This is a genomic window from Radiobacillus sp. PE A8.2, assembly GCF_045635475.1.
Lineage (GTDB): Bacteria > Bacillota > Bacilli > Bacillales > Amphibacillaceae > JBJGXI01.
Window position 1 is genome coordinate 1 of sequence record NZ_JBJGXI010000012.1, and the last position, 22,465, is coordinate 22,465.

Here is a 22,465-nt window from a genome sequence, read left to right on the forward strand (position 1 = left end):
TAGGCCACTAGTCCCGCAGGAGTCGAAGTGGATTTCCTCCGCTGCTAACGGGATTTCTCTTTGCGTCGGGAGATTGGAGCTCCGGGCAGTCGACTCCTGCGGGACAGCGCGAGCTGAAGATCCACTCAGAAGCGCATTTTGGGACTGCGATTACTCGTCCCACCGAAAACATTTGCTTCTGAGTTAGCTGAAGCCGTGCCCGCGGAAAGCGACTGCCCGGAGCGGAAATCACGAGTACTACGATGGAGGTTACTTCAACTATGAAGTTTAAAAAGCAACAAACTTTAAGAACAGAGCCTTTGACAATATGAGTATTACAGCGTTTACTGCGCTTAATGTTCGGAAGTGAAAAGGCGTCTGCACTCTTGCTTTCCTAAATTAAGGATGGAATAGGCGTGCTTGTTCTACAAATACTACACTTGACATCCTAAAAGAAAGGGGATGCAAGATGGGAAATCCAAAAAGTAATCCAAAGCCTTGGGTACCAAGCCATCCAGGAACACGTAATCGTGAAGCTGGAGGAAACAAGGGAAAACAAATGCAAGTTCAAGGCGGAGAAAAGCCTCAAGTAATCCAAACAAAAGGTCATTAGGGAGGTATTTGATGAGCGAGCATAACACCCAACCGAACCCAGACGACAGAAGCGATAATGTTCACAAGCTTAAGCATATGATTCAAAATACGATTGAAAATTTAGAAGCTGCTCATGAAACAATGCGCTTTGCCTCTGAAGATGAAAAACAAAAAATCAAGTATAAAAATGCTCGTCGTGAAGAATCGATCGAAGCAATGAGAAATGAAATAAAAGATGAATATCGCGATCAACAACATTAATTCTGTGAGCCCACTTAACTTAAGTTAAGCGGGCTCTTCTTCATCAAATAAGCAAGTTAATCCACTTTCCTTACTTGGCTATGATAAAATACAAGCAGAAGGGGGCGGCTTAAATTTGGGACAAAAACTACAAGAAAAAATTGAATCATGGGAATCGATTCAGCAATACCCACCTTTGAAGGAAGTAGAAGCTTTACGGATGTTAGATCAAGTAAAACAGCAGCAGTTGAATATATCTGATCAGTCCTTAGCAATTCTTTACACAATACTTGCTTTCTATAGATTAAAGCGGAACTTCAATGACGATCAAATGACAAATAAATTACTAATCGAAGCTGAAAATATCGATACAGAACCATTAATCTTGGCAGAACTAAAGCATTTGAAACAGTTCTTTCATTTTTATTCCGCTTTATCCCAGATCAAATTGAATCAATGGTCGATAAGGGAAACCGATTTTGATCCGGCAAAATTAAAGAAAATGAATGAATTACACGATGAATTAGATAAGATATTTCAACAAACAAATAAAATGCACCAAAAGCAGTCACAAAATAAATCACACCTTTCGACTGTGTTTGATTCTATTGTATCTAAGCTACAACACCTTTCTGACACACTTTCGGAGTCCATTTCCTTGTTAGAAAACAAAAGAAATGCCGTGCCTGTTCAAGATTTGAATAATCAAGTAAAAGAAATTATACAATTGCGCATCAGTCTTTACGATCACCTTCCTGATGTATTTAAACAATCGGTACACAGTGATCCATTAGAGCAATTAGATAAGATGATTGGGCTTCATGATATTAAAAAATACATTCACCAATATTATTATTATTTAAAATATCAGCAGGAACGAAAACAATTAGGATTTCATATGGTCGATGAACCAGGATTACATATGATTATTACTGGTAATCCAGGTACAGGTAAAACATCAATAGCACGGCTACTTGCATCAATCTATTATGATTTAGGACTGCTGGATACAAATGTAGTAACAGAGGTGAACAGATCTCATCTTGTAGGTTCATATCTGGGACAAAGTGAAGAAAATACAATGAGCTACGTAAAACAATCACTCGGTGGGATTTTATTTATTGATGAAGCATATAGTTTACGACGCGAGGGACAGACTGGAAACGATTATGGTCAAGCGGTTATCGACACATTGGTTTCAAGTATGACCAGTAAGGAATATGCCAATCGTTTCGCTGTCATTTTAGCGGGGTATCCGGAAGAGATGAGGCAATTTCTTTGGTCTAATCCAGGATTACGTAGTCGTTTTCCCGAACAAAATCATATATCTCTACCTAATTTTAATGTGGAGGAGCTATTACAAATTGCTGAAACTACGGCATTAAGTAATGATTATTTCTTTACAGAAGAAGCCTTACATACATTTTCTGGTTTAATTGAACAATCAAAAGTAGATGATACGTTCGGTAATGCTCGTACGGTAAAGGATTTGGTGTTAAAAGCGATCTTTAAAAAAGGTGCAGCCAAAACATTGAAAAGCAATGATAATTGGATCGAGCATATGCGAATAGATAGCGCTGATTTAGATTTCATGGAAGAAAAGGATTCAAATCAACAGCCTATGCAGCAGCTTGAACAGCTCGTTGGTTTAAATAATGTGAAACAGGAAGTGAAGAAATTATCATCCTTTGTAAGATTACAACAACAGCGAAAGCAAAATGGACTACCTACTGTACCTGTACAATTGCACGCTGTATTTTCCGGTAATCCTGGTACAGGAAAAACAACTGTAGCTAATGTTTATTCAAGCATACTGAAGAAATGCGGCTTACTTAAAAGAGGTCATGTTGTATTTGCTTCTAGGAGCGATTTAGTAGCAGGGTATGTTGGTCAGACAGCGATAAAAACGAAACAGAAAGTACGAGAAGCGCTTGGCGGCGTATTGTTTATTGATGAAGCATATTCATTATTTCGCGGACATGATGATTTTGGTAAAGAAGCAATCGATACCCTTGTTGATGAAATGACCAAACATAATGAGAATTTGGTTATCATATTAGCAGGCTATAAACGTGAAATGGAACGATTTATTTCAAGTAATCCAGGATTAGAGTCGAGATTTAAGAAATATTTTTCATTTGAAGATTATCAGGCCGATGAACTTCTGCAAATAACGTCCTTCCATACAGCACGCTATCAATATGAATTAGATGAACAAGCTTGGGCGTATTTAACTATGCAATTAGAAAACAGTCAAGTGGAAGGTAATGCTCGCTTTATCGTTAATTTAATAGATGAAGCGATCCAATTTCAAGCGCTACGAATGGAAAATGCGATAAGCAACAATCAGATGCAGCATTTTCAATTACTAACAGAAGATGATTTCAAAAATGCTTGGAATACGATTAGGGGGAACAAAAAATGACAATTGCCGAAACTAAAGTAAAAGTTCGTTACCAAGAAACAGATCAAATGGGCGTTGTTTATCATGCAAATTATTTAGTATGGTTTGAAATAGGTCGAACAGCATTTATCGAGGAATTAGGGCTAAGCTATTATGAAATGGAAAAGCAAGGTATCGTTGCTCCTGTTATTGACGTGCAAATGTCCTTTAAACAACCGATTCGTTATGGACAAGAAGCTAGTGTGAAGACATGGTTGGAAAGTTATGATGGCTTAAGGACAACATACGCTTATCAAATATCAGACCCGGAAGGAAATATTGCTGTAACAGGAACATCCCAGCACGTGATCGTAAAAAAAGACAGCTTTCGTCCGGTTTCACTGAGAAGATCTTTCCCAGATTGGCATCGCGCATATGAAAAAGCCTTTGGTGTGGAAGTTTAATGGCATTTGGTGTTAAGCGTGAGGAATTAATGGCATGGAAGGCGAAGGTGAAGCACGGCGAGATCGCTTTTTTAACCCATTATTGGCTGGATCAAAGATTTCCTGGTTGTGATACGGTCACAAAGGTGGGGTGTTCCGATCTTGATAAACTAATTGCATGGGGTAAGCAGTATCAGCTTGATAAAAGATGGATTCACGATGACCCGAAATATCCTCATTTTGATCTATTTGGGGAAAGACAACGAGCAATCTTGTTACATGAAGAGCAATGGAAGCAATTAGAACGTTTTAATTTATTATAAAATGGGTGACAAATATAAATTTGTAATATTTACTTTTCTGAAAATAAGAGTATAATAAAAATAAGCTAATAAAAAGGGGGTATGTGTTATGAATATGTTCAAAAGATCAACTCAAAAAATTGTATTTATGACACAGCCCAACGGATAAATATTACCTTCTACTCTTAATGGATTTTTGCCGTGGACTGTGTCAACGATCACGGTTATCAACAATATGACAATAATCTGTCGGAGACCGTGCTGCAATAGCATTGGTCTCTTTTATTAATCCACAGGAGGTTTTAGTAAGTGAAATTAACGCAATTAGGATATAATCAAACAATAGAACAAGAAGCGTTACCATACGTGCAAGCAGGTTTTCAAGTAGCAAGAGTGTGTAAAGAGCATAAGCAAATGTACGGTGTTCTGACCGAATCAGGTGAATTATTAGCAGAAGTATCTGGTAAGTTTATGTATGATGCGAATAGTAGAGTTGATTATCCCGCGGTAGGTGATTGGGTGATAATCAAAGCTCGTCAAGAAGAAAATAAATCAACGATTCACCATATATTACCAAGGGTTAGTAAGTTTTCTAGAAAAGTTGCTGGGGAAGTAACAGAAGAGCAAATAATAGCAACGAATATAGATACGATATTTCTAGTAAATGCTTTAAATAAAGATTTAAATGTGCGCAGAATTGAACGATATTTAGTAATGGCATGGGAAAGCGGAGCTAATCCAGTAATTGTACTAACAAAAAGCGATCTTTGTAATGATATTGAAGATAAAATTGCCGCAGTGGATCAAGTAGCATTCGGAGTACCAATTTTAGCAATAAGTGCGACTAAGCATAGTGGTATGGATCAACTTCAGCCATATTTGCAAGAAGGAAAAACAATTGCTTTATTAGGTTCATCTGGTGCAGGAAAGTCTACCTTAACAAATAAACTTTTTGGAAATGAAATCTTACAAGTGCAAGCTATAAGAACTGATGATGATAAAGGAAAACATACAACAACACATCGGGAATTAATTGTTTTACCACAAGGTGGTATCGTGATCGATACTCCTGGTATGAGAGAATTGCAATTGTGGGAATCAAATCATGAGATGGACGGTAATTTTGATGACATAAAGACACTGGCAGAAGCGTGTCGATTCCGTGATTGCTTACATGTTAATGAACCTGGTTGTGCGGTACAACAAGCCATTCAAGATGATCAATTAGCCGAAGATCGGTTAAAGAGCTATCAAAAATTGCAAAAGGAACTAGAATATGTGGCTCGGAAAAATGACAAACGAGCCCAGCTAGAAGAAAGAAAAAAGTGGAAGAAAATTGCCGGCGATCGCACAAGAGTGCATCGCAAGTAATAAAAAAACACAGGCCGAATTATGGTCTGTGTTTTTTTGTTTTTTCTGGTACAGGATCAAAGCCACCACGATGAAAAGGGTGGCACTTAAGGACGCGCTTTACTGTCAAATAGGTGCCTTTGAGCGCCCCAAAACGTTGATAAGCCTCGATTCCGTACTGTGAACAAGTAGGAAGAAATCTGCAGCTCGGTGGCGTGAACGGACTAATCGCTTTCTGGTAAAATTTAATAATCAGGATAAACAAGTGCTTCATTTTTATTCCTTCTTTACATTACTCTTTTTCGTCGGCTTTATCATAACTAAGTGATGCTACTGCATCATGTAAATGAATCGACTCTTCGTTCCTACAAGAAATAGTAAACTTTTGTATAAAAGGAATTTCATATAAGTCAGCGGCGACTAAGCGGACAATATCCTCTACGAATCGTGGGTTCTCAAATGCCTGCTCTGTGACCATTTTTTCATCAGGTCGTTTTAAAACTGGATGAATACGCGCACTAGCATTACTTTCGGCTGCTTCTAGTAGGATTTCTTTCCAGTCCTCATTTGTGTCGTCATAGTCTTCTGTAAGCTCTACAGCCATTGTTACATTGCCACGTTGGTTGTGAGCGCTGTATTCGCTTATTTCCTTTGAGCAGGGGCAAAGCGTAGTGATCGTGCCAGATAAGCTCACCAATGTGGTATATCCTACATCTAAATCATAATTTACTTTAATCGTCGCATCGGCGTGATTCATGCCAGTCAGCTCTGATGATGGCCCTTTTCTTTCAAAAAACCATGGGAATGTTACTTCTATTTCTGCATCTTTTTGTTTTAAACGAACAGCTAAATCTTTTGCAAATTTTTTTAACGTATCCAGATTAATAACAAATCCAGCTTGATAATATTCATGCAATTGCTCAGTGAATCGACTCATGTTCGTTCCTTTGCTATCCTTACTAATGCTGGAAGTGAAACGAAACGTACCAATGGTAGATTGTAATTTGGGTTCCGTATTACTTGTAACATGAATTGGATGCTTAACATTGGAAATACCTACAGCATCTATATCAAATAAAAAATCTTTTTTTGTATTTTGCAAATCAGCCATCTGATCTTTTTCAACAGGCTTTGTTTTTGGTCCTGCATCTACAGAGCCAAATAATTTATGTCGATCGATTTTTTTCGGTAAATTTTTCTTGTGTTTGACGTTAATACTCATTTAGTTTGACTCCTTTCAACTAAATTAGGGAAATTTCATGGATATTTCAAAGTATACTTAACAACCGACTATTATTCAATTTTTTTCACCTGTTTAGAGACAATATTATTGATTTGTTAGCTTACGAAAGGAATGATATTCGTATTTAAAATAGAGAAAGAAAAGAAGAAAAAGGCCTAATCATTCAAGATTAGACCTTTTTAAACAATCTCTATCACTATTACATCCACTTAATTTTAGGTTCCGTTTTGTCTATTATCCGTTTAATATTGGCGCGATGTCGATAGAAAACAAAGATAGTTAAAATAGATACAACCACCATTAACCCGAATTCTTGTTGGATAATCGTAACAAAAACGGTCACTACACCTGTCACCATTGATGCCAAAGATACATACTTAGAAAGATATAATACGATAAAAAATGACGTTAACATAATTAGAAACAACAGTGGGTTTACTGCTAAAATAATTCCACCAGATGTTGCGACTGCTTTTCCACCTTTAAACCTAGCAAACACTGGATACATATGTCCTACAACTGCAACAATACCGATAATTAATGGATTAATTTCATTAAAACCAATTAAATTTGGTAGTTGTGCTGCTAATGTTCCTTTTAGAATGTCTGCTAGTGTAACAATAATTCCGGCTTTGACTCCCAATACTCGAAAAGTGTTTGTTCCACCTAAATTACCACTTCCATGCTCTCTAATATCAATTTTATATCCTACTTTACCAACTATAAGTGCAAAAGGGATGGAACCGATAAGATAAGCAATAATTGCAAATAAAAAATATTCCATATGAACATACTCCTTTTATGTATAGTGCTTGCCAAATTCATTTTATCACGAAATAGCTTAAGTGTTTTGATATGTTTCTTAAAGGGAAAACAAAAATTAAGTATTTAGTAACCATAATACAGTATAATACAAGTAATAAGAAAGAAAATAAGTAAATTATAAAAAATGGCTCTTTTTTGTGAAATTTGTTGCTTATTTGGTTCTCGATTGAAGTAAAAATCCGTCGTAGTTTGGATAGTGCTTGCACCGCTCCGGAAATCCACTTCGCTTTCCGCGGGGGCTAGTGAGCCTCCTCGCGCTTTCGCGCTGCGGGGTCTCACTTAGGCCACTTCTTAAGGATTACAGGCTAAAACCGTCCTTGTCGGACAACGCCTGCATGACCCTTGCCGGGCCTCAGGAGTCGAAGTGGATTTCCTCCGCTACTAACGGGATTTCTTCTTGCGTCGGGTGATTGGAGCGGAAATCACGTGCACTGCCTTACGACGGAGTTTAGCTAATTTGCGCAATAACAACAATCTAATATAAGATTGCAAATAAACTTGAAATTGATGACTTGAATTTATCACATATCTGATAACAATCTGAAAGGAGTAATTATGTCTTACACACAACCACCAAAAGAACAATTAAAAGAAATTCTCGAAAACGCGAAAACAATAGCTGTAGTTGGATTATCAAATTCGTCGGATCGAACATCTTATCAAATAGCTAGAGCCATGCAGCAAGCAGGATATAAAATTATACCGGTTAATCCGCACATTGATTCTTCCTTAGGAGAGAAGGCTTACCCGTCATTAAGCGATGTGAAAGATGACATTGATATTATTAATGTGTTCCGCCGCTCAGAATATTTACCCGATCTAGCTAAAGAAGCAGTTAAAACGGATGCCCGCGTTTTTTGGGCGCAGCAAGGTATTTATAACGAGGAAGCTTATCAGTATTTAAAAGAGCACGATTTTACTGTACTCATGGATTTGTGTATTAAAGTTGCACACGCGTTAACGATAGGTAAGTAGTTTAGAAAAGCGCAGAGCGCCGTTCAGAAACGTAGCGACTGGAGCGAATCGACTAAAGATAAAGGAATCACGATGAGCTTGCGAATCGATGATGACTTATCGAAGGCGATTCGTGAAGTCGCCATGTTTCTGGCGCTCTGAACTAGACACAAGAAAAGCGCAGAGCGCCGTTCAGAAACGTAGCGACTGGAGCGAATCGACTAAAGATAAAGGAATCACGATGAGCTTGCGAATCGATGATGACTTATCGAAGGCGATTCGTGAATTCGCCAAGTTTCTAGCGTTCGGAGCTAGGCACACGCACAAATATTATCTTATAAGAAAATTCCTGTTTTTGCAGGGGTTTTTTATTTTGGCTATAATATTATAACGTATAACTTTCAGAAATCTATTTGCGATTCGCCAAAAACAAGCTAAAATAGGAAAAGTATAATTTGGAACAGCCTTTACACAGTCAAACATCTGTTCTAAGATGTTAGATAAGGAAAGAAAGGAGCCGGGGAGCTTAGTGGTTAAACAAACAACAACGCAATATTCTGATGACTCGATTCAAGTTTTAGAAGGATTAGAGGCCGTTAGAAAACGTCCAGGTATGTACATTGGTAGTACCGACGCTCGTGGGCTTCACCATCTTGTATATGAAATAGTCGATAATGCGGTAGATGAAGTATTGGCAGGATTTGGTGAGCTTATTCGCGTCATTATACATAAAGATAATAGTATTACTGTTCAAGACCAAGGAAGAGGAATGCCTACAGGGATGCATAGAACAGGCCGACCAACACCAGAGGTAATCTTCACTGTACTTCATGCAGGAGGGAAATTTGGTCAAGGTGGCTACAAAACAAGTGGTGGACTTCACGGTGTAGGTGCATCAGTAGTTAATGCCTTATCAGAGCTGCTAGAAGTTACCATTTACCGTGATGGATTTACCTATTATCAACGTTTTGAAAACGGTGGTGTCCCAGTTACAACACTTGAGAAAAAAGGAAAGACGAATAAATCAGGTACAACAATCCATTTCAAGCCAGATCCAACTGTATTTTCATCAACAACATATCAGTTTGAAACGTTATCTGAACGATTGCGTGAATCAGCTTTTCTGCTGAAAGGTTTAAAAATTGAAGTGATCGATGAAAGAAACGATGCAGATGAAACGTATCAATATCCTGATGGTTTAAAATCATTTGTTGCCTATTTAAATGAAGAGAAAGACTCGCTTCATCCGGTAGTCTTTTTTGAGGGTGAAAACCAAGATATTGAAGTAGAGTTCGCATTTCAATTTAACGATGGTTATGCAGAAAGCATGTTATCTTTTGTTAATAACGTACGTACAAAAGACGGTGGTACCCATGAATCTGGAACTAGAGCAGCAATTACTCGGATCTTTAACGATCATGCGCGTAAGACGAACATGCTAAAAGAAAAAGATAAAAATTTAGAAGGAAGCGATATTCGTGAAGGCTTCACAGCAATTGTTTCGGTTCGTATACCAGAACAAAAGCTTCAGTTTGAAGGCCAAACGAAGGGGAAATTAGGAACTTCAGAAGCACGTTCTGCTGTTGATTCCATTATTTCTGAAAACCTTTCCTACTTTTTAGAGGAAAATCCGGATATCTCGGGTATGCTCATCAAAAAAGCAGTACGTGCAAAAGAAGCCCGTGAAGCAGCACGAAAAGCTAGAGAAGAAGCGCGCACAGGTAAAAAGAAAAAGCGTAGAGACTCTATTTTAAGCGGAAAACTTACACCTGCACAGTCGCGTAACCCAGATAAAAATGAACTTTATTTAGTTGAGGGTGATTCTGCTGGTGGTTCAGCGAAACAAGGAAGAGATCGTAAATTCCAAGCTGTACTTCCATTGCGAGGAAAAGTAATCAATACGGAAAAAGCTAAACTCGCTGATATTTTTAAGAATGAAGAGATTTCTACGATTATTCACACGATAGGCGCAGGTGTTGGCGGTGATTTTAATCTAGATGATGTTGCATATGACAAAATTATTATCATGACCGATGCTGATACCGACGGTGCGCATATTCAAGTATTATTACTCACCTTTTTCTATCGATATATGCGTCAGCTAATCGAAGCTGGCAAAATTTATATTGCTTTACCACCACTTTATAAAATATCCAAAGGTAAAGGAAAGAAAGAACAAATTAAATATGCGTGGAATGAGGAAGAAATGCGTAAAGCAGCAAACGAAATGAAAAACGGCTACATCCTACAACGTTATAAAGGTTTAGGGGAAATGAATGCCGACCAATTATGGGAAACGACAATGAATCCAGAAACGCGCACGCTTATTCGTGTTAAAATAGATGACCTGGCTAGAGCAGAACGACGTGTTGCAACGCTAATGGGAGATAAAGTAGAACCTCGAAGAAAGTGGATCGAATCCCATGTGCAGTTTGGTCTCGAAGAAGAAACCAATATTATAGACAATGAAAATATACAATCCTAAAGGGGGATACACGGTTGTCACAAACAGAAAAGTATCTGGACTTACCTTTAGAAGACGTGATTGGTGATCGCTTCGGAAGGTATAGTAAATATATTATTCAAGACCGGGCACTTCCAGATGTCCGCGATGGTCTTAAACCCGTACAGCGGCGTATTCTGTATGCTATGTATGAAGAAAAAAATACAAACGATAAACCGTTTCGTAAATCTGCGAAAACCGTTGGTAATGTGATTGGTAACTATCACCCACATGGTGATAGTTCAGTCTACGAGGCAATGGTTCGTCTTAGTCAACAATGGAAAATTCGAAATGTGCTAGTTGAGATGCATGGAAACAACGGAAGTGTTGATGGGGATCCACCTGCAGCGATGCGTTATACCGAGGCGCGTCTATCAAGTATAGCCTCTGAACTCATTCGTGATATAGATAAAGAAACGGTTGATTTTATACCAAACTTTGACGATACAATAAATGAACCGGTCGTGCTTCCAGCAAAGTTTCCTAACTTATTAGTAAATGGTTCAACAGGTATCTCTGCAGGGTATGCAACGGAAATACCTCCTCATAATCTAGGAGAAGTAATTGATGCTGTCATCAAAAAAATTGACAACCCTTCAATTACGATAGATGAACTCGTCGAAATTATGAAAGGTCCTGATTTTCCAACTGGTGGTATTATCCAAGGAATCGATGGCATTAAACAAGCTTATAAAACAGGTAAGGGCAAAATTGTTGTCCGAGGTAGAGCCGAGATAGAAAAGTTACGAAGCAGTAGAGAACAAATTGTTATCGATGAAATCCCATATGAAGTCAATAAGGCGACTCTAGTTAAACGTATGGATGAATTGCGAATGGATCGTAAAGTTGAAGGGATCGCTGAAGTTCGTGATGAAACAGATCGAACAGGTCTTCGGATTGTCATCGAATTAAAAAAAGATGCCGATAGTGCTGGAATTTTAAACTTTTTGTACAAAAATACCGACCTCCAAATCATGTACCATTTTAATATGGTTGCTATTAAAGATAAGACACCAAAGCTCTTAAACCTATCATCGATGCTTGAGTCATATATTGCGCATCAGAAAGAGGTTGTTACGCGTCAATCTAACTATGAGTTGCGTAAAGCCCAGGAAAGAGCGCATATTGTACAAGGTTTAATCAAAGCGATTTCAATTTTAGATGAATTAATCGCAACGATTCGCGCATCAAAGGATAAGCAAGATGCAAAAAATAGAATTATGGCCGCATATGGTTTTACAGAGCCACAAGCAGAATCAATCGTTAACTTACAGCTTTACCGATTAACAAACACTGATATTACGGCACTTCAACAAGAAGCGAGTGAGCTTCAAAAGAAGATTGATGAACTAGAATCGATTCTAAACAATGAGTCCAAATTATTAACTGTGATAAAAAATGATCTAAAAGGAATAAAGAAAAAGTACGCCGATAACCGAAAAACAGTTATCGAAGCTGAAATAGAAGAGTTAAAGATTAATTTAGAGGTTATGGTAGCTAGCGAGGATGTAGTCGTTTCTGTAACGAAGGATGGCTATTTAAAACGTACGAGTCTGAGATCATATGCGGCGTCCAACGAGGAGGACTTAGCAATCAAAGACGGAGATCATCTTGTTTCCCTATTTGAAATAAACACAACAGATACCTTGCTTGTTTTTACAAGTAAAGGGCGTTATATTTATGCTCCAGTTCATGAATTACCTGATATTCGTTGGAAAGATATCGGACAACACATATCGAACGTCGTGACGATCGACAAAGACGAGACGATTATCCAAGCCATTCCGATTCGTGATTTTTCTGAAGAAAAATATCTTGTGTTTATTACCAAAAATGGCATGATTAAGCGGAGTGAATTAAAGCTCTATGAGGCGCAACGTTATTCAAAAGCACTAATTGCGGTTAATTTAAAGAAAGATGATCGTGTGCTAAGTGTTCAACTTACTGAAGGACACTCAGACATTTTCATCGTTTCCAATAAGGGTTATAGTCTTTGGTACCACGAATCTGAGGTAGCACCGATCGGTCAACGTGCTGCAGGGGTAAAGGCAATTCTATTGAAGGACGATGAATTCGTTGTCAATGGACAGGTTTTTGATGACCTTACCGATCATCCTAGTCTACTAATCGTTACGCAACGTGGCGCTTGTAAGCGAATTAAGATTAGTGAATTTGAAAAAGCTTCACGTGCAAAACGGGGAACAACTATGCTAAGAGAATTAAAACGAAAACCACATCGAGTGGTTGGTTTTTATCTTGTAAAGGAAACAGAGTCCATCCAATTTGCAACATCCAATGGACCAATACAAACGATTTACCCGTTGGAACTTTCAGCTAGCGACCGTGTTAGCAATGGATCGTTTGTTATTGATTCCGATCAAGTTGGTGAAGTTATCGATGTTTGGCCAGTAGTATCGTATACAAAAGCATTTCCAGAAGAAAATCAAGACTAACTTAGTAAACTCCAATCAAGTGATTGGAGTTTTTTGCTTCAACTGTAGTAGTGGAGCAATTTTATTCAAATTAAAACGTAATAGTGATATCCTTTTAACAACACACATGATTTAGTTAAAGGGGATATAATATGGATAATCGATTATTTAGAGATGCTATGGGCAAATTTGCAACAGGCATCACTGTCGTTACCACGAAAGACGAACATGGGGAAGTTCACGGTATTACCGTTAATGCATTTATGTCGGTATCTTTAGAACCGAAACTTATTGCTATTTCAATAGATAATAAAGCAAGTTTGTACCAAACATTACAAAAAACGAAACAGTTTGGAATAAGTGTACTTACGGAGAAACAAAAAGACTATTCAATGATTTTTGCAAAACAAATGGATAAACCTGAAAAAATTAATTTCACCTCGTTAGATGGAAATCCAGTTTTAAAAGACTCACTCGTTACGCTTTCTTGTTTCGTAAAAGAGACCGCCACTGCTGGTGATCACATGATTTTCATTGCAGAAGTAACAGAACTAAACATGGATGACGCAAAACCACTCTTATATTTTGGTGGTAAATACAATCAAATACGTGAATAATAGACTTATAGTACTCCTATCAATCGTACAGTTTTTTGCATGAAAATTTCAGAAATGAAATGATATGCGTCTTAACTTAGTGCTCGTGATTTCCGCTCCGAGCAGTCGCTTTCCGCGGGCACGGCTTCAGCTAACTCAGAAGCAAATGTTTTCGGTGGGACGAGTAATCGCAGTCCCAAAGTGCGCTTCTGAGTGGATCTTCAGCTCGCGCTATTCCCGCTGGAGTCGACTGCCCGGAGCTCCAATCACCCGACGCAAAGAGAAATCCCGTTCAGAGCGTAGGAAATCCACTTCGACTCCTCGAAAATAAAACCCAATTTTCTTCGTGCGATGTATCGCTGTCGTAGCTTTCCTTGTCCTGCGGGACTAGTGGCGTATGTGAGACCCCGCAGGAGCGAAGCGACGAGGAGGCTCACTAGCCCCCCGCGGAAAGCGAAGTGGATTTCCGGAGCGGTGCTAGCACTCTCCAAGTTGCGACGGAGTTTAGCTATTTTGTGAAGTAAACCTTTTATAAAACAGTCTATAAACAAAACAGATTTAATGTCTGTTTTATTTTTATGTAGAAGTTTATACTATAAAAACGTGATGTTTATAACAAAGACGGTGGTCAATCGTTATAGAAAAAAGTATAATGAGAAAAATAAAGAACAAAGTTAAACAAAGGGGATACGTTACTAATGGGGGTAACCGTGTTATCAAAAACAAACAATGCAGCTGCGATTTATCACAGAATAGCGCAAGCTGGTAATGATGAGCAAGCGAATAAAATACTTGATTTAATCGAAAAAGTAGACCGCCAAGAGATTAACATTTGTTTTGCTGGACATTTTTCAGCGGGGAAATCTTCAATGATTAATTTTTTAATTGGTGAAGAAATTCTACCACAAAGCCCAATTCCAACTAGTGCAAATGTGGTTAGTATTACGTCAGGTGATGGAAGCGCATTAATATACTTTTATAATCAACAACCAATGAAATTGCTCGAACCGTATGATCTTGAACAATTACAGAAGTATTGTACCGATGGTGACGCGATAGCAAGAGTTGACATACATAAACGAACTGACGCTATACCAGAGAACGTAGCAATCTTAGATACACCTGGTATCGATTCATCGAATGATGCCGATCGTGTGATTACCGAGTCTTCTTTACATACTGTTGATGTACTTTTTTATGTTATGGACTACAATCATGTTCAATCAGAAGTGAACTTACATTTCCTAAAAGAAATGCAGGATAAAGGGAAGCCACTCTATATTATCGTTAATCAAATCGATAAGCATAAATCTGAAGAGTTAACATGGGAAGCCTTTCAAACAAGCGTAGAGCAGACGATGAACGCTTGGGGCATTCATCCAGAAGCGATTTATTTTACCTCGTTAAAGAATTGTGACCATAAGCGAAATCAGCTACATGTTTTGCAAAATAAAATACACGAATTGATGACAGAGACAGCGAACAGGATCGAATATACGTTGGAACAATCGCTAACGGTAATTATTGATGAATATATCGATTGGTTGTCAGAAACTAATCAAACGGAGAAAGCCGAACTTGTACAAAAACTGGAAGCGTTTAAAAAACATGATCTATCTACTCAGGAGCTTGAACGGAAGCAGGAAAAGCTTCATACACTTAAACAAAAGCCAACCACAGTAGAAAATCAACTCCGCCACACGGTGGATGATACATTGAAGAATGCATATTTGATGCCATTTGAATTAAGAGAATTGGCACAAGCGTTCTTAACATCACAACAAACAAAATTTAAACCTGGTCTATTTTCATCGAAGAAAAAGATTGCCTTAGAGCAACAACATCGGTTAGATAGCTTCTATGATGCACTAATGTCTTCCGTTCAAGCTAATATCGAGTGGAAGTTACGAGAAAAGCTGTTACAGGTGGCAAAAGATCAACAAATTCAAGATCAATCGATATTCAATGCTATTCAACAGCTAACAATAACTTATCCAAAACAAAGACTTCCCGAGCTAATTAAGCACGGAGCTAGTATGACGGGTGAATATTTACTCGTCTATACGGATGATCTGGCAAATGATATTAAAAAGTCATTTAAAAACGCAGCTTTAGATATTCACGAAAAGATTATAGGTGCAGTTCGCCACCACGTGCAAACCGAACAAAATCAACTAGAAAAAGAATTACAGGAACAGGAAAGTTATCAGCAAATCGTACAGAAGCTAAAAGAAATTGACACTGGTGTTTCCGAGGAACAGGCAACAATTCTTCAATTGCAACAAGATCAGAATGTTCAAATTGATTTGGCAACAATTAAAGATAAAATTAATTCAAGAGATAATAAATGTGTGCTTTACGAAAAGCAATCCAACAATGATACATCTTTCTCCAGTTCAGAGATCGAAGAGGTTAATATTAAAGAAACTAACAAACAAAACAAACAAATATCAGCAGCACAAGCGCTAAAATACGTAACAGAAACAAGAAAAAAAATCGATCAGATGCCTGGATTTAAAGGGATACAGGATGATTTAGAAACAAAGCAACAACGCTTGGCCAATCGACATTATACTGTCGCATTATTTGGTGCGTTTAGTGCAGGGAAATCATCGTTTGCAAATGCACTAATCGGTGAGAACATTTTACCCGTGTCGCCAAATCCAACAACTGCGACGATTAATAAGATAAGTCCTCCTGATAGCGTCCATTCTGACCGGACTGTCAATGTACAATTTAAGACAGAAGCTGCAATTGTTGAAGAAATTAGACAAATGACCGAGACAAAAAACACTAAGGGTGTAGCTTTATCTGAATGGATCACCTGGTTGGAACAGGAATATATCCCGAATAATAATGAGATAGATGTTAAGCAACATACATTTTTGCAAGCACTTATTCAAGGATATCAAGAAGTAAAAGTTAACTTAGGTAAACAGAATACGATAGCTCTCGACCAGTTTCCCAGATTTGTCGTTGAGGAATCACTAGCATGTTACGTCGATTGGATGGAATTATTTTATGACTGTCCGTTAACGAGACAAGGGATTACATTAGTGGATACACCAGGAGCAGATTCCATTAATCAGAGACATACGAATGTAGCCTTTGAGTATATTAAAAATGCAGATGCAATCTTGTTTGTAACTTATTATAATCATGCTTTTTCTAAAGCAGATCGAACCTTTTTGCAGCAGCTAGGCCGGGTAAAGGACGCGTTTAGCTTAGACAAAATGTTTTTCTTGATTAATGCTAAGGATTTAGCCAAAGATGACCAAGAATTAAATCTTGTTACGAACTACGTAAAAGAAAAACTACAATCATATGGTATACAAAAACCGAGAATGTTCCCTGTTTCCAGTCACCAAGCTTTACAAGCAAAACAAGGAACGGAAACAATTAACACATCAGGCATGCCTGTATTTGAAGAATCATTTTATCATTTTATGCAAGAAGAATTGCTAGAGATTCTCGTGCAATCAGCCGTTCATGATATTCGTCGCGTACAAAAACAATTGTCAGCCTATATAGCATCTGCTTCGAGAAGTAATCAGGAAAAAGAAACATTATTAGTAACGTACAAAAACGAGCAGAAATTACTTTATGATGAACTTAACACTTTCGACTATAGTAACTACATGAAGGAAATTTCTCAAAAGATTGATAAACAAGTATATTATGTTGGTCAACGAATGACCATTCAATTTAGTGACGTTTTTAAAGAACATATCAATCCTGCTACAGTTAATGGAAAAGGCAAAGAAGCTAACGAACAGCTAAAATCAAACATTAAACAGTTAATTAACGAAGTTGGGTTTGAGCTTAGTCAGGAACTTCGAGCCGTTTCATTACGGATGGAAGCTTTTATTAACAAGAAAGCAGAGGAGTTTAATCAGCAGCTGAATAGCCTGTGTCAAACGGTAGAGCCAGAATTAGATCTAGCTTCTATTGATGAAAACTCACTAAAATCACCTAGTTTTAAAAATGCTTTTGATTCGTTAGAACTACAAGCATTCGCATCAGCGCTTAAATTGTTTAAAACACCAAAGGCATTTTTTGAACAAAATGAAAAAGAAGTAATGAAAGAGCGTGTTCTAGAAATACTTACTCCACATGTGAATGACTATCTAGAAGAAAATCAGAACAAGATCATCACACATTATCAGAAAAACTGGGAGTTAATCGCTGAGGAAGTAAAACAAAAAGCAAGCAATAGTATAGAGCAGTACTATCTAGGATTTACCCATGCACTCACGACAGAAATAGATGTAGAAGAATTACAAAGTAAACTGAATTATTTTGATGAAATTTTGCAAAATGAAGGTATAGAATAACCTTCTTCGACTCAACTTAACGTTAAGAAAGTTGATGAGGAGGAGCAGTATGCCGAAGAAAAATAAAGTAGATATCAAAGATAGTGAAAACATAGCAGAAAAGAACTATGAGCCAAAGAATCATCAAGGAAAAACGCAATTTGAACAAGGCTTAGCAGAAACGCAGGAGCAAGTAGAAGATGATTATTTTGAAGGCACCATAGATCAAAAATTAGATTAAGAAAAGGTACTAGGCATTTGCCTAGTACCTTTCTAATTGTGTTGTTAATCCTTGTGGTAAATTTAATTGAACAGCTTTTGGTAATAAATCTAATCCTCTAGCGACGTGCTCTGCGGTATGACTATCAGAACCAAATACGAACGGTATATTTCTTGATTGTGCCAGCTCTATCACGGTCTGACTTGGATAGGATGTTTGGCAAAGTTCTTTGTAAAACCCTGCCGTGTTCAGGTCAAGTTCTAACTCTTTAGCCTTCATTGCATCTAGAATCTTGATGATCTCAGCGTTAAATGATTGTGTGGCAGGATATTTTAAAGAAAACTTTTCAATTAGCGTTAGATGGCCAATACGTTTCGGCTTATAAATACCTAAATTAGCTTGAATGGCTTGATCTACAGTTCGATAATAACTTGCATACACTTCATCAACACTAGAAAACAGTTCGATTATTCGGGCAAATTCTTGTTCACTAAAATCAACACAAACATATTCTCCATTAGGAGCCTTTACCATATGCACAGATAAGATTGCATCATCTATTAATGGACCCCACTGGTCAAGAAATGCACGGGTTTCCGATTCAAAACCTTCAATGTAATCCATTTCAAATCCAACATAAATCGTTATTTTATTGTTATACTTATCTTTCAGTCGATTAATTTCTTTAATATATGACTCAACATCTGTCAAACTCATGGCACTATCTCGATCTGGAGTAGGATCCTCAAAGCCACCAGGTAATGGCGCATGTTCTGTAAAAGTTAAGTACACCAGACCTTGACTTATTGCTGCTTGTACATAAGTTTCCATCTGATCATTCGTCCCATGCGGGCAATAATTTGAATGTATATGAAAATCTCCAACCAAATGCATCGTTATTTCCCCCTCTTTTTACTATAATAAACATAATCGACAAAAAAGAACAATAAAAGTATTTGACGGTGTGCTTCATATGTGTTAGATTCATAGTAACAGAAAACACTTTACCATAGTAGAGTGATGGTGTGGTAAAGAACTAACAATTAGGACGTGAATATATTTATGTTTTTACCTGCAGGAAGCCAAGATGAAATCGGAAATTCCATTAATAATCGATTTAAAGCGTACGAATTATTTCGTAACCTAACTTTTAAACGTGGATTCAAGCAAATCTCTACACCGGTAGTTGAATATGCAGAAACTTTTACCAACCCTTATGCCGGTATGTCTCTGACAAATATGCTGAAATGGTTTGATCGTGATGGCGAGATTGAAGTACTTCGACCAGACTGGACTGCTGCAATAGCTCGCGCGCTTGTGAAACAGCATCCATCTCAATTAAAATGGTCGTATCAAGGGTCTGTTTTTCGCAGAGATAAAGACGGAATTGAAAGCAGTCAGGCAGGAATCGAAATTGTCCATACACCTATTTTCCTTGGAGAAAGTGAGTGCCTGTTAACTGCGGTTGCTTATTTAAAAGAATTAAACATAAGCAATTATTTAATTGAACTCGGTCACACTGGTATTTTTGAAGAACTAACAGCGAATTTAGAAATTAGTGAAGAAAAATTAGAAAAATTGCGTCAGGCAATGCATGATAAACGAAGCGATGAAGTGTATCAGCTTGTCACATCGGTAGGTTCGGAACGGGAAGCAACCGAATTAACTGATGTGATCGAGGCTTATGGTTCATTTGATGTAATAGAATCGTATGAACAAAAATGGCAAAACAACCCTAAACTATTAGCAATTGTGCAACACTTGAAGCAACTTGCAAACGTGGTGAAGGAAACTGGAGTTGAAGATGTTATCGTTGATTTAGGACGTGTAAAAAACCTTCCTTATTATTGTGGAACAATGTTTCGTGGATATTTAAAAGAGAATGGTGCTACATGTTTTTCAGGGGGGCGCTACGATAAATTATACGAGCAATTTGAAGATAAAAAATCTGCAGTTGGTCTTGCGTTTGATGTTGATGTACTTGCTGAAAACTTATCTTTCTCAGAAAATCGGGAAAGAATTTGTATATTAGCATCGGAAGAATCTCATGTATATGCAGAAAATCTTCGTAGCAGTTACCCGGGTGCGATTGTTGATGTCCAGTATGAATTAGTTAATCAACAACGTTATGATAAAATTATAAAAATAGTGAACGAAAATAATCAGTACAAGGTGGTTGAAGTATGAAGCCGTGCATTGCACTAACAAAGGGGCGCTTGGAAAAGCAATTTTTAGAATATTTTCAATCCCTTTCTTATGATATCGAACCATTAAAAAACAAAGGAAGAAAGCTACGAGTTGAAACCGATGATTTTCTATTCGTATTTGCAAAAGGTGTAGATGTAACTACGTATGTCGAGCATGGTATTGCTGATTTAGGAATCGTTGGTGAAGATATATTAGCCGAATTCCAACCTGACGTGTATAGTCTGTTTCCCTTACCATTTGGACAATGTCGTATGGCACTGGCAGTAGAAGATGGAAAAGAGTGGCCAAACAGAAAACGAAGAATTGCTAGCAAATATACAAACATAACAAAAGAATTTTTCCGCCAAAAAGGGGAGTCCGTTGATATTTTCAAACTGGAGGGATCTGTTGAATTAGCGCCAATATTGGGCTTAGCCGATGGTATTGTAGATATCGTAGAAACAGGAACAACGTTAAAAGAAAATGGATTGGTTGTAAAAGAAGAGTTTATGCAATTCAGTGCACGCATTATAGCAAATCGCTCATCATTAAAAATTAAACGCGACGTGCTAGCACCCGTTATTCAATCTTTTCAGAAGGGAGTTAGCGTGTAATGATTCCTAATTATACACCTGAAGCATTTCAGCAAGCTTTTTTAACAGGTAGTAAAGCAGGTGGAACTGATAATGAAGCATTGGAAACTGCTAAACAAGTCATTGCCGAGATTCGGTCAAATGGAGACAATGCTTTAAAAAAATATGTTGAGAAGTTTGATGGTGCTGTTCCGACTAGTTGGGAAGTAACAGCTGAAGAAAGAGAAAATGCATGGCAAGCAGTTGCTCCCGAAACGATTGAATCACTCAAACAGGCTGCAGAAAACATAAAAGCTTTTCATCGTAAACAACTGCAAAATTCTCGGTTTATGGATGTAAATGAACATGTTATTTCTGGACAGTTATACCGTCCGATTGAAAAAGTAGGTATTTATGTACCAGGAGGAACGGCAAGCTATCCATCAACTGTATTAATGAACGCGATACCTGCAGTCCTAGCCGGAGTCGAAGAAGTGATCATGGTTACACCAGCACGTAACGGCGAAACAATTTCACCGATTTTTTCCGTCGCAGCAGATATCGTTGGTGTAACAAAAATATATAAAATTGGTGGGATACAAGCGATTGCTGCACTTGCCTATGGCACGGAGTCTATTCCATCGGTAGACAAAATTGTCGGACCCGGAAATGCTTATGTCGCTGCAGCAAAATCTTTAGTTTACGGTGATGTAGGTATTGATATGATCGCTGGGCCATCTGAAGTGGCAATCATAGCCGACGATACAGCAAACCCAGCATATGTCGCTGCCGATTTAATTGCCCAAGCAGAACACGACCAAAATGCTCGAGCTTTTTTATTTTCTACTTCTGAACAATTAATATTGGATACAAAGGAAGAGCTAGCTAAACAATGTGCAGTGCTACCGAGAAAAGATATTGCCGAAAGATCACTATCAAATAAAGGTGCTGCTGTTGTAGTAACTGATATTCATGAAGCATTTGAGTTGTCTAACAAACTTGCACCAGAACACTTAGAAATTCAACTTGATAACCCTATGAATTACTTAGGAATGATCAAACATGCAGGTTCTGTATTTCTAGGCCATCACACGCCAGAAGCGTTAGGTGATTATTTTGCGGGTCCAAACCATGTATTGCCTACTTCAGGCACAGCGAGATTCTCATCTGGGCTATCTGTTGATGATTTTATAAAGAAAACAACCTTTTTATATTATTCCGAGCAGGCGTTAAATGATGCAGCTAAACCAGTTATGCAAATTGCAAAAGAAGAGAAGTTAGAAGGACATGCAAGAGCAGTTCAAGTACGTTTAAATAATGAAAGGTAGG

General features: G+C 37.8%; 19 protein-coding genes. 15 read left to right on the top strand and 4 right to left on the bottom strand.

Going from position 1 to position 22,465, the window contains the following annotated elements:
- Positions 1-448: 448 nt before the first annotated feature.
- From ACI6MV_RS08340 to rsgA, 6 genes are all read left to right on the top strand, one after another.
- Positions 449-592, top strand: coding sequence for an acid-soluble spore protein N (locus tag ACI6MV_RS08340; RefSeq protein ID WP_407269824.1), 144 nt, complete (start codon positions 449-451; stop codon positions 590-592).
- Positions 593-603: 11 nt separating this feature from the next.
- Positions 604-834, top strand: a complete 231-nt coding sequence (gene tlp / locus ACI6MV_RS08345; protein ID WP_407269825.1) for a small acid-soluble spore protein Tlp — start codon at positions 604-606, stop codon at positions 832-834.
- A gap of 115 nt (positions 835-949) precedes the next feature.
- Positions 950-3,238, top strand: coding sequence for an AAA family ATPase (locus ACI6MV_RS08350; protein WP_407269826.1), 2,289 nt, complete (start codon positions 950-952; stop codon positions 3,236-3,238).
- Complete coding sequence (locus ACI6MV_RS08355; protein WP_407269827.1) at positions 3,235-3,660, top strand: acyl-CoA thioesterase; 426 nt, start codon at positions 3,235-3,237, stop codon at positions 3,658-3,660. The genes ACI6MV_RS08350 and ACI6MV_RS08355 overlap by 4 nt, the downstream gene beginning before the upstream one ends.
- The gene (locus tag ACI6MV_RS08360) at positions 3,660-3,962 is read left to right on the top strand and encodes a hypothetical protein (protein ID WP_407269828.1); all 303 of its coding nucleotides are present in this window, start codon (positions 3,660-3,662) and stop codon (positions 3,960-3,962) included. The genes ACI6MV_RS08355 and ACI6MV_RS08360 overlap by 1 nt, the downstream gene beginning before the upstream one ends.
- 288 nt (positions 3,963-4,250) lie before the next feature.
- The gene (gene rsgA / locus ACI6MV_RS08365) at positions 4,251-5,312 is read left to right on the top strand and encodes a ribosome small subunit-dependent GTPase A (RefSeq protein ID WP_407269829.1); all 1,062 of its coding nucleotides are present in this window, start codon (positions 4,251-4,253) and stop codon (positions 5,310-5,312) included.
- Positions 5,313-5,331: 19 nt separating this feature from the next.
- Here rsgA and yidD read toward each other — a convergent pair whose 3' ends face one another.
- The 3 genes from yidD to plsY form a co-directional block, all read right to left on the bottom strand.
- Positions 5,332-5,565, bottom strand: a complete 234-nt coding sequence (gene yidD, locus ACI6MV_RS08370; RefSeq protein WP_407269830.1) for a membrane protein insertion efficiency factor YidD — start codon at positions 5,563-5,565, stop codon at positions 5,332-5,334.
- Between the two features lie 18 nt (positions 5,566-5,583).
- Positions 5,584-6,513 (bottom strand): GTP cyclohydrolase FolE2, encoded by a 930-nt coding sequence (gene folE2 / locus ACI6MV_RS08375; RefSeq protein WP_407269831.1) that lies wholly within the window; start codon positions 6,511-6,513, stop codon positions 5,584-5,586.
- 220 nt (positions 6,514-6,733) lie between these two features.
- The gene (plsY, locus tag ACI6MV_RS08380; RefSeq protein WP_407269832.1) at positions 6,734-7,318 is read right to left on the bottom strand and encodes a glycerol-3-phosphate 1-O-acyltransferase PlsY; all 585 of its coding nucleotides are present in this window, start codon (positions 7,316-7,318) and stop codon (positions 6,734-6,736) included.
- A gap of 596 nt (positions 7,319-7,914) precedes the next feature.
- On the opposite strand from plsY, the gene ACI6MV_RS08385 reads away from it, so the two are divergent.
- From ACI6MV_RS08385 to ACI6MV_RS08410, 6 genes are all read left to right on the top strand, one after another.
- Complete coding sequence (locus ACI6MV_RS08385) at positions 7,915-8,334, top strand: CoA-binding protein (RefSeq protein WP_407269833.1); 420 nt, start codon at positions 7,915-7,917, stop codon at positions 8,332-8,334.
- Positions 8,335-8,842: 508 nt separating this feature from the next.
- Positions 8,843-10,798: a DNA topoisomerase IV subunit B gene (gene parE / locus ACI6MV_RS08390; RefSeq protein ID WP_407269834.1), complete on the top strand. Its 1,956-nt coding sequence runs from the start codon at positions 8,843-8,845 to the stop codon at positions 10,796-10,798.
- Between the two features lie 14 nt (positions 10,799-10,812).
- Positions 10,813-13,269 (top strand): DNA topoisomerase IV subunit A, encoded by a 2,457-nt coding sequence (gene parC, locus ACI6MV_RS08395; RefSeq protein ID WP_407269835.1) that lies wholly within the window; start codon positions 10,813-10,815, stop codon positions 13,267-13,269.
- 131 nt (positions 13,270-13,400) lie between these two features.
- Entirely contained in the window at positions 13,401-13,865 is a 465-nt protein-coding gene (locus tag ACI6MV_RS08400; RefSeq protein ID WP_407269836.1) for a flavin reductase family protein, read from the top strand.
- Positions 13,866-14,542: 677 nt separating this feature from the next.
- On the top strand, positions 14,543-18,178 hold the full coding sequence (locus ACI6MV_RS08405; protein ID WP_407269837.1) for a dynamin family protein: 3,636 nt from the start codon (positions 14,543-14,545) through the stop codon (positions 18,176-18,178).
- Positions 18,179-18,227: 49 nt separating this feature from the next.
- The gene (locus ACI6MV_RS08410; protein ID WP_407269838.1) at positions 18,228-18,398 is read left to right on the top strand and encodes a YozQ family protein; all 171 of its coding nucleotides are present in this window, start codon (positions 18,228-18,230) and stop codon (positions 18,396-18,398) included.
- Positions 18,399-18,419: 21 nt separating this feature from the next.
- On the opposite strand, the gene hisJ is transcribed toward ACI6MV_RS08410, so the two are convergent.
- Positions 18,420-19,271, bottom strand: a complete 852-nt coding sequence (gene hisJ / locus ACI6MV_RS08415) for a histidinol-phosphatase HisJ (RefSeq protein ID WP_407269839.1) — start codon at positions 19,269-19,271, stop codon at positions 18,420-18,422.
- A gap of 156 nt (positions 19,272-19,427) precedes the next feature.
- Here hisJ and ACI6MV_RS08420 point away from each other — a divergent pair, with 156 nt between their 5' ends.
- The 3 genes from ACI6MV_RS08420 to hisD are packed head-to-tail and all read left to right on the top strand — an operon-like array spanning position 19,428 to position 22,464.
- Positions 19,428-20,564: an ATP phosphoribosyltransferase regulatory subunit gene (locus tag ACI6MV_RS08420; RefSeq protein WP_407269840.1), complete on the top strand. Its 1,137-nt coding sequence runs from the start codon at positions 19,428-19,430 to the stop codon at positions 20,562-20,564.
- On the top strand, positions 20,561-21,178 hold the full coding sequence (hisG, locus tag ACI6MV_RS08425; RefSeq protein WP_407269841.1) for an ATP phosphoribosyltransferase: 618 nt from the start codon (positions 20,561-20,563) through the stop codon (positions 21,176-21,178). Before ACI6MV_RS08420 ends, hisG begins: the two co-directional genes overlap by 4 nt.
- The gene (hisD, locus tag ACI6MV_RS08430) at positions 21,178-22,464 is read left to right on the top strand and encodes a histidinol dehydrogenase (RefSeq protein WP_407269842.1); all 1,287 of its coding nucleotides are present in this window, start codon (positions 21,178-21,180) and stop codon (positions 22,462-22,464) included. Before hisG ends, hisD begins: the two co-directional genes overlap by 1 nt.
- The last annotated feature ends 1 nt before the right edge of the window (position 22,465 follow it).